Source organism: Mesorhizobium sp. M4A.F.Ca.ET.090.04.2.1 (assembly GCF_003999085.1).
GTDB lineage: Bacteria > Pseudomonadota > Alphaproteobacteria > Rhizobiales > Rhizobiaceae > Mesorhizobium.
In genome coordinates this window covers 1-7682 of sequence record NZ_RZOT01000282.1, presented here as the reverse complement: position 1 = coordinate 7682, position 7682 = coordinate 1, and the positions used below count along the sequence as shown (strand labels likewise).

At 64.2% G+C, this 7682-nt stretch carries 7 protein-coding genes and 1 pseudogene; 4 read left to right on the top strand and 4 right to left on the bottom strand.

Features of this window, described 5'->3' with window-relative positions; translation table 11 throughout:
* Together EN781_RS19705 and EN781_RS19700 are read left to right on the top strand one after the other, a co-directional pair.
* Window positions 1-559 (top strand): ABC transporter permease (locus tag EN781_RS19705; protein WP_145965558.1); only part of this gene is annotated, 559 nt, incomplete at its 5' end.
* A gap of 41 nt (window positions 560-600) precedes the next feature.
* A complete protein-coding gene (locus tag EN781_RS19700; RefSeq protein WP_126053856.1) occupies window positions 601-1572 on the top strand; it encodes an ABC transporter substrate-binding protein in 972 nt (323 codons plus the stop codon).
* A 40-nt stretch (window positions 1573-1612) separates the two neighbouring features.
* Here EN781_RS19700 and EN781_RS19695 read toward each other — a convergent pair whose 3' ends face one another.
* The gene (locus tag EN781_RS19695) at window positions 1613-2071 is read right to left on the bottom strand and encodes an Lrp/AsnC family transcriptional regulator (protein ID WP_126053857.1); all 459 of its coding nucleotides are present in this window, start codon (window positions 2069-2071) and stop codon (window positions 1613-1615) included.
* A 123-nt stretch (window positions 2072-2194) separates the two neighbouring features.
* Between EN781_RS19695 and EN781_RS19690 the strand changes: the two genes are divergently transcribed.
* Together EN781_RS19690 and EN781_RS19685 are read left to right on the top strand one after the other, a co-directional pair.
* On the top strand, window positions 2195-3478 hold the full coding sequence (locus EN781_RS19690; RefSeq protein ID WP_126053858.1) for a cystathionine gamma-synthase family protein: 1284 nt from the start codon (window positions 2195-2197) through the stop codon (window positions 3476-3478).
* Between the two features lie 144 nt (window positions 3479-3622).
* Entirely contained in the window at window positions 3623-4063 is a 441-nt protein-coding gene (locus EN781_RS19685; protein ID WP_126053859.1) for a CHRD domain-containing protein, read from the top strand.
* 67 nt (window positions 4064-4130) lie between these two features.
* Here EN781_RS19685 and EN781_RS19680 read toward each other — a convergent pair whose 3' ends face one another.
* The 3 genes and pseudogenes from EN781_RS19680 to EN781_RS19670 form a co-directional block, all read right to left on the bottom strand.
* Window positions 4131-5780 (bottom strand): thiamine pyrophosphate-binding protein, encoded by a 1650-nt coding sequence (locus tag EN781_RS19680; RefSeq protein ID WP_126053860.1) that lies wholly within the window; start codon window positions 5778-5780, stop codon window positions 4131-4133.
* Window positions 5777-6952 (bottom strand): CaiB/BaiF CoA-transferase family protein, encoded by a 1176-nt coding sequence (locus tag EN781_RS19675; RefSeq protein WP_126053861.1) that lies wholly within the window; start codon window positions 6950-6952, stop codon window positions 5777-5779. Before EN781_RS19675 ends, EN781_RS19680 begins: the two co-directional genes overlap by 4 nt.
* Window positions 6953-7035: 83 nt before the next feature.
* Window positions 7036-7682: pseudogene (locus EN781_RS19670) on the bottom strand (alpha/beta hydrolase); the annotation flags it as partial.

The window sequence follows — 7682 nt, the reverse complement described above, 5'->3', positions numbered from 1 at the left end:
CGGCACCGGCGCCGGCTTCCGCGCGGCGATCGCGGCCGACCGCGTGCCGTTCCTCAGGCGCGGGCTCTTGCCGATCGGCAACATGGTCTCGGCGCTGCCGATCATCGGCGTGGCGCCGATCATGGTGATGTGGTTCGGCTTCGACTGGCAGTCAAAGGCGGCGGTCGTCATCATCATGACCTTCTTCCCGATGCTGGTGAACACGGTCGCCGGTCTTGCCGCTTCGGGCCATATGGAGCGCGACCTGATGCGCACCTATGCCTCGGGCTATTGGCCGACGCTCATCAAACTCAGGTTGCCGGCCGCCGCTCCTTTCATCTTCAACGCGCTGAAGATCAACTCGACGCTGGCGCTCATCGGCGCCATCGTCGCGGAGTTCTTCGGCACGCCCGTCGTCGGCATGGGATTCCGCATTTCGACCGAGGTCGGGCGGATGAACATCGACATGGTCTGGGCCGAAATCGCAGTTGCAGCACTGGCGGGTTCGGTCTTTTATGGCGTGGTCGCTCTTTTCGAAAGAGCCGTCACGTTTTGGCATCCCTCTGTCCGTGGTGGATAGGGGCGGTGGGTTTAAGGGTGTTAACTTCAGAGGGTAAAAACATGAAAAGACTGATTATTCCTGTCCTAGCCGGCGCGATGTCGCTGGCCGCTTTCCAGGCGATGGCGGCCGACAAGGTGACGCTGCAGCTGAAGTGGGTCACGCAGGCCCAGTTCGCCGGCTACTATGTCGCCAAGGCAAAGGGCTTCTATGAGGCCGAGGGCCTCGACGTCGACATCAAGCCGGGCGGTCCCGATATTGCGCCCGAGCAGGTGATCGCCGGCGGCGGCGCCGACGTCATCGTCGACTGGATGGGCGGGGCGCTCGCCGCGCGCGAAAAGGGCGTGCCGCTGGTCAATATCGCCCAGCCGTTCAAGAAGGCCGGCATGGAACTGGTCTGCCCGAAGGACGGCCCGATCAAGACCGAAGCCGACTTCAAGGGCCACACGCTCGGCGTCTGGTTCTTCGGCAACGAGTATCCGTTCTACGCCTGGATGAACAAGCTCGGCCTCAAGACCGAGGGCGGCCCGGACGGCGTCACCGTGCTGAAGCAGAGCTTCGACGTGCAGCCGCTGATCCAGAAGCAGGCGGACTGCATCTCGGTCATGACCTATAACGAGTACTGGCAGCTGATCGACGCCGGCTACAAGCCGGAACAGCTTACCGTGTTCAACTACTCGGCCATGGGCAACGATTTGCTCGAAGACGGGCTCTATGCGTTGGGAGACAAGCTCAAGGATCCGGCCTTCGAGGACAAGATGGTGCGTTTCGTGCGCGCTTCGATGAAGGGCTGGAAATATGCCGTGGACAACTCCGACGAGGCAGCCGGCATCGTCATGGACAATGGCGGCCAGGACGAGAACCACCAGAAGCGGATGATGGGCGAAGTCGCCAAGCTGATCGACAATGCCGATGGCAAGCTGATTCCGGAAGCCTATGAGCGCACCGCCAAGGCGCTGCTCGACCAGAAGATCATCACCAAGCAGCCGGAAGGCGCGTACACGACGGCGATCACCGACAAGGCGATCAAGTAGGCCGGCTGAACGCTGACATGCTGATCTCGAGAACGGCGCCTCAGAGGCGCCGTTCTTTTATGGTGTTCATGACGAAGCTGGTCTCGATCGAGGCGACGCATTTCAGCCGCGCGATCTTTTCCTTGATGAAGCGCTCGTACTGCTCGAGGCTTCCTGCCACCACCTTCAGCACATAGTCGCGCGAACCGGTGACGAGGTGGCATTCCAGCACCTCTTCCCAGCCGCGGATCGCTTCCTCGAACATGACGATCTCGTCCTCGTTCTGGCGGCTGAGCCGGATGGTGGCGATGGCGACCATGCCCCAGCCGAAGGCGGCCGGATCGACCAGGGCGGTGTAGCCCCTGATGACGCCGGCTTCCTCCAGCCGCCGCACGCGCCTCAGGCAGGGCGACGGCGACAGCCCGATCCGCTCTGCAAGCTCGTTGTTGGTGATGCGGGCGTCGGCTTGCAGTTCACGCAGGATCTTGCGGTCGAAACCGTCGGCTATCTTCTGCTGCACTTTCGGGCTCTCCAGGCAATTCATTGCGGGAACGCAGCCATGGGAGCCCAAAAATAGCAAGGACTGCTTGATGGGGATGGCATAAATTGCGAGGCAACACTCCTCGAAAAGCAGGAAAGAGCCATGACCGCGCCGCGCCCGTCGAAAACCCACATCGGCAACCACAAGCTCCATCCTGAGACGCTGATGCTGAGTTACGGCTTCGATCCGCAGCTTTCGGAGGGCGCGGTCAAGCCACCGGTGTTCCTCACCTCGACCTTCGTGTTCAAATCGGCGGAAGAGGGACGCGACTTCTTCGACTACACCTCCGGCCGCAAGGAACCTCCGAGCGGCACCGCTTCCGGTCTCGTCTATTCGCGCTTCAACCATCCCAACAGCGAGATCGTCGAGGACCGGCTGGCGGTCTATGAGGGCACGGACGCCTGCATCCTGTTCTCGTCCGGCATGTCGGCGATCGCGACGACCCTTTTCGCCTATGCCCGTCCGGGTGACGTCATCCTGCATTCGCAGCCGCTCTATGGCGGCACCGAGACGCTTCTGACGCGCACGCTCGCCGGCTTCGGCATCGAGGCTGTCGGCTTCGCGGACGGCGTCGACGAGGCAGCGGTTGGCGCGGCTGCCGATGCTGCCACGGCCAAGGGCCGCGTGTCGGTCATCCTGATCGAGACGCCGTCAAATCCGACCAACAGCCTTGTCGACATCGCGCTGATGCGCAGGATCGCCGACGAAATCGGCGCCGGGCAAGGGACGGCGCCGATCATCGTCTGCGACAACACGCTGCTCGGCCCGGTGTTTCAGCGGCCGATCGAACACGGCGCCGACGTTTCGGTCTATTCGCTGACCAAATATGTCGGCGGCCATTCCGACCTGATCGCCGGCGCCGCTATGGGCAGCAAGGCGGTCACCAAGCCGATCAAGGCGCTGCGCGGCGCGATCGGCACGCAGCTCGACCCGCATTCCTGCTGGATGCTCGGCCGCTCACTGGAGACGCTGTCGATCCGCATGGAACGGGCGAACGACAATGCGCGCCTGGTCGCCGAATTTCTGCGCGACCATGCCAAGGTCGAGAAGGTCCACTATCTGCCGTTCCTGGGCGAGGATACGCCTTCGGGTCGCACCTACCGGGCGCAGTGCAGTGGCGCCGGCTCAACCTTCTCCTTCGACATTCGCGGCGGGCAGAAGGCGGCGTTCGCCTTTCTCAACGCCCTGCAGATATTCAAGCTGGCGGTAAGCCTCGGCGGAACGGAATCGCTGGCCAGCCATCCGGCGGCCATGACCCATTCGGGTATTCCCTTCGAGGTGCGCCAGCGCATCGGCGTGCTGGAGACCACGGTCAGGCTGTCCATCGGCGTCGAGCATCCGGACGACCTGATCGCCGACCTGACGCAGGCGCTGGCAGCCGTCTGATCACTGCCTTCTTGGACTCCAAAGGAGGGCGGGCAACCGCCCCTTTTAGCCGTGCTGTCAAATCGGCGTTACTTCCGGGAAACATCCGCTCCTCAAGCCGTTGTGGCGGTGCATCCATTCCGGGATGTCACAACGGAGGTCTCCATGCGCATTCAACCCCTCACGCCGATGTTCTCGGCGCTGGCCATTTCCGCGTCTATCCTGCTTGCCTTTCCTGCCTTGGCCGAAACGGTGAAATACACGGCGACGCTCGATGGCGGCCAGCAGAGCCCGCCTGTCACCACCAAGGGCAAGGGAACCGCCACATTCACCTTCGACACCGCCAAGAAGAAGCTGAGCTGGAACGTCAAATATTCCGGCCTCAGCGGACCGGCGACGGCGGCACACATTCACGGCCCGGCCGCGATGGGCGCGAACGCGGGACCCGTAATCCCGTTCAAGAAGCTCAAGAGCCCGATCAAGGGATCGGCCACGCTGACCGATGCGCAGGCGGCAGACCTTGAGGCCGGCAAGTACTACGTCAACGTCCACACCGCCGCCAACAAGGACGGCGAGATCCGCGGCCAGATCGAGAAGGCTATGTAAGACGCAAAGGGCGGTTCATCCCCTTTGCGTGCAGCCGGCAGAAGGTCGGCAGGCTGCCCTTTCGCGTCTAGCTCTTGTCGCGTATCTGCGTCAGCGTGCGGGTCGGCGTGATCGCCTCGGGATCGAGCCTGATCTCGACGATCGCCGGCTTGCCGCTGGCGCGCGCGCGCTCGAAGGCCGGCGCGAAATCGGCGGTCTTCGCAACCGTCTCGCCGTGGCCACCATAGGCGCGGGCAAGGGCGGCGAAGTCCGGGTTCTTGAGGTCAGTGGCGACGACGCGGCTCGGATATTCCCGCTCCTGATGCATGCGGATCGTGCCGTAGATGCAGTTGTTGACGACGATGACGATGATCGGCAGATCGTACTGGACGGCGGTGGCGAACTCCTGCCCGTTCATCAGGAAGCAGCCGTCGCCGGCGAAGGCGATGACTTCGCGTTCCGGGTGCAGCGCCTTGGCGGCGACCGCGGCCGGCGTGCCGTAGCCCATCGAGCCGGAGGTCGGCGCCGCCTGCGTGCCAAAACGGCGTGAGCGATGGAAGCGATGCACCCAGGTGGCGTAGTTGCCGGCGCCGTTGGTCAGGATGGCGTCGTCGGGCAGCACCTTTTCCAGATAGTTCATGATCGGTCCCATCTGGACGGAGCCGGGGCCGGTTTCCGGCGGCGTCGACCAGTCGAGATAGGCGGCATGCAGCTTGACCGTCTCGCCCGCCCAGGCCGGCGATACCGGCCCCTTTCGCCTGGCGAAGGCGCGCACGAAGGCGGAAGGCGAGGCGTTGATCGCCAGCGCCGGCCGGTAGACACGGCCAAGCTCGCCGGCGTCGGCATGGATATGGACCAGCGTCTGGTCGGGATAGGGGCTCTTCAGCAGTGTGTAGTCGGAGGAGGGCATCTCACCCATGCGCCCACCGATCAAAAGGACCAGATCGGCCTGCTTGATGGCGGTCGCCAGCTTCGGATTGATGCCGATGCCGACATCGCCGGCATAGTTCGGATGCAGGTGATCGAACAGCATCTGGCGGCGGAAGGAGCAGCCGACCGGCAGCGACCATGCTTCGGCGATGCCTTGCATATGCGCAACGGCATCGGCGTCCCAGCGGGTGCCGCCGAGGATGACGAAGGGGCGTTTGGCCTTGGCCAGAAGCTTTTCCAGCGCGTCGAGTTCGGCCTCGCCGGGACGCGTCTCGACCGGGGTATGCGGAAGCGCCGCCGGCGCCTCGACGACGCTGGTCAGCATGTCCTCGGGCAGCGAGATGACGACCGGGCCGGGACGGCCAGAGGTCGCCACCGCGAAGGCGCGGGTGACGAATTCGGGGATGCGCGAGGCATCGTCGATCTCGACCACCCATTTGGCGATGTCGCCGAAGAAGCGCTTGTAATCGACCTCCTGGAAGGCCTCGCGCTCCTTGGCGTGGCTGGCGACCTGGCCGATGAACAGGATCACCGGGACCGAATCCTGCATGGCGATGTGGATGCCGGCCGAGGCGTTGGTGGCGCCGGGACCGCGGGTGACGAAGCAGATGCCGGGCTTGCCGGTCAGGCGGCCCTGGCAGTCGGCCATCATCGCGGCGCCGCCTTCCTGGCGGCAGACGATGGTGCGGATGGGCGAGTCATGCAGCGCGTCGAGCACGGCCAGATAGGATTCGCCCGGCACGCAGAAGATGCGGTCGGTGCCGTTGGCTTCAAGCGCCTCGACGATCAGTTGTCCGCCGGTTTTCATCGTGCTGATCTCTCCAGTTCGGCCAGGATTTCCTCAGTGTGCTCGCCAAGACGCGGCGAGGGGCGCTCATAGACGAGCGGCGTGCCGGACATCACCATCGGCGCGCGCACCGAGGGCAGGCGATTGCCGTGGCCGTCGTCGAGGTCGAGCCGCATGCCGCGCGCGATGGTCTGCGGATCATCGAACATCTGGCCGATCGTGTTGATCGGGCTCGCCGGCACGCTGGCCGCTTCGAGCTTCGCCAGCAGCGGATCGCGATCCAAGGCCTCGAGCGCCTCGATGATGCGCTCTCGCAGTCTCGCCCGGTTGGCGACACGGGCGGGGTTGGTGGCAAAATCCCGGTTCGATGGCAGATCGTCGAGACCGACCGCCGCGCAGAATTTTTGGAACTGGCCGTCATTGCCGACGGCCAGGATGATATGGCCGTCCCTGACCGGCAGCACCTCGTAGGGCGCGATGTTCATATGCGCGTTGCCCATCTGCACCGGCGACTTGCCGGAGACCAGATAGTTGAGGTTCTGGTTGCCGAGCGCCGAGATCTGGCTGTCGAACAGCGCCATGTCGATATGCTGGCCCTCGCCGGCCTTCTCGGCATGGCGAAGTGCCGCCTGGATGGCGACCACCGAATAGAGGCCGGTGAAGAGGTCGGAGATGGCGACGCCGGCCTTCTGCGGCTCGCGGCCGGCCTCGCCGGTGATCGACATCATGCCGGCCATGGCCTGGATGATGAAATCATAGCCGGCCCGTGGCGCATACGGCCCGTCCTGGCCGAAGCCGGTGATCGAGCAATAAACGAGGCGCGGGTTGATCTTCTTCAGGCTCTCGTAGTCGAGGCCGTATTTCCTCAGCCCGCCGAGCTTGAAATTCTCGATCAAAACGTCGGCAGTGGCGACCAGGCGGCGGAGCGTATCGGCGCCCTCGGGCTTGGAGAAGTCGATGGCGATCGAACGCTTGCCGCGATTGCAGGAGTGATAGTAGGCGGCCGACAGGTTCTCGCCGTCATGGCTCATGACGAAGGGAGGGCCCCATTTGCGGGTGTCGTCGCCGCCGTCGGGGCTCTCGACCTTGATGACGTCGGCGCCGAGATCGGCCAGCAATTGCCCCGCCCAGGGCCCGGCGAGGATGCGGGCGAGTTCGATAACGCGTATGCCTTTCAGCGGAGGCTCGGCCATGGATCACCGTGTTGGGTCGAAAACGCAGCCTCTATCAATCCCGGCCGTCCCTGTCACGGCCCATGCAATAGGCCACGCCGGGATCAGGATTTCAGAACGCTGTCCGCCCATGCAGCGAAATCGGCCATGACGATGTCCCGGTTGACCTCGTTCAGGCTTTCGTGGCGGGTCTCCGGGGAAACCTTTTAAACCAGATTCGAAAAGCCCATCCTCCCTATGCGCCCGGCGAGGTGGTTGACCGCCTTGCCATAATCCGAGGCGGGGTCTTTCTCGCCGCCGAGCAGATTGATGGGGAGGGTGCGGCGCACGCCGGAAAAATTGCCGTCGCTGCCGCCGTAAATCGCCATCTGGACGACGTCCCGCCACATCGACACCGAGGCATCCCAGCCGCACAGCGGATCGGCGACGTATTTCGCCACCTCCGCCTCGTCGCGCGACAGCCAGTCGAACAGGGTCTTGTGGTTGGGCACGGCCTTGCCCCAGGCCTGGAAGGTCAGCCTCGGCAGCAGTCGCGACGGTACGTCGGAACCCAGCCGCATCCTCTCCCAGCCGAGGATGGCGAGCGCCAACTGACTCAGCAGGCCCTGGGAGAAGTTGCCGTTCCAGATCGCGGCGGCATGGACGCGCGCCGAATGACGCAGAAGGAAGTTCAACGCCACCGACGCGCCCATCGAATGGCCGAAGAGGATGACCGGCACGCTCGGGTGCTCGCCGGCGATCAGGTCGTGGA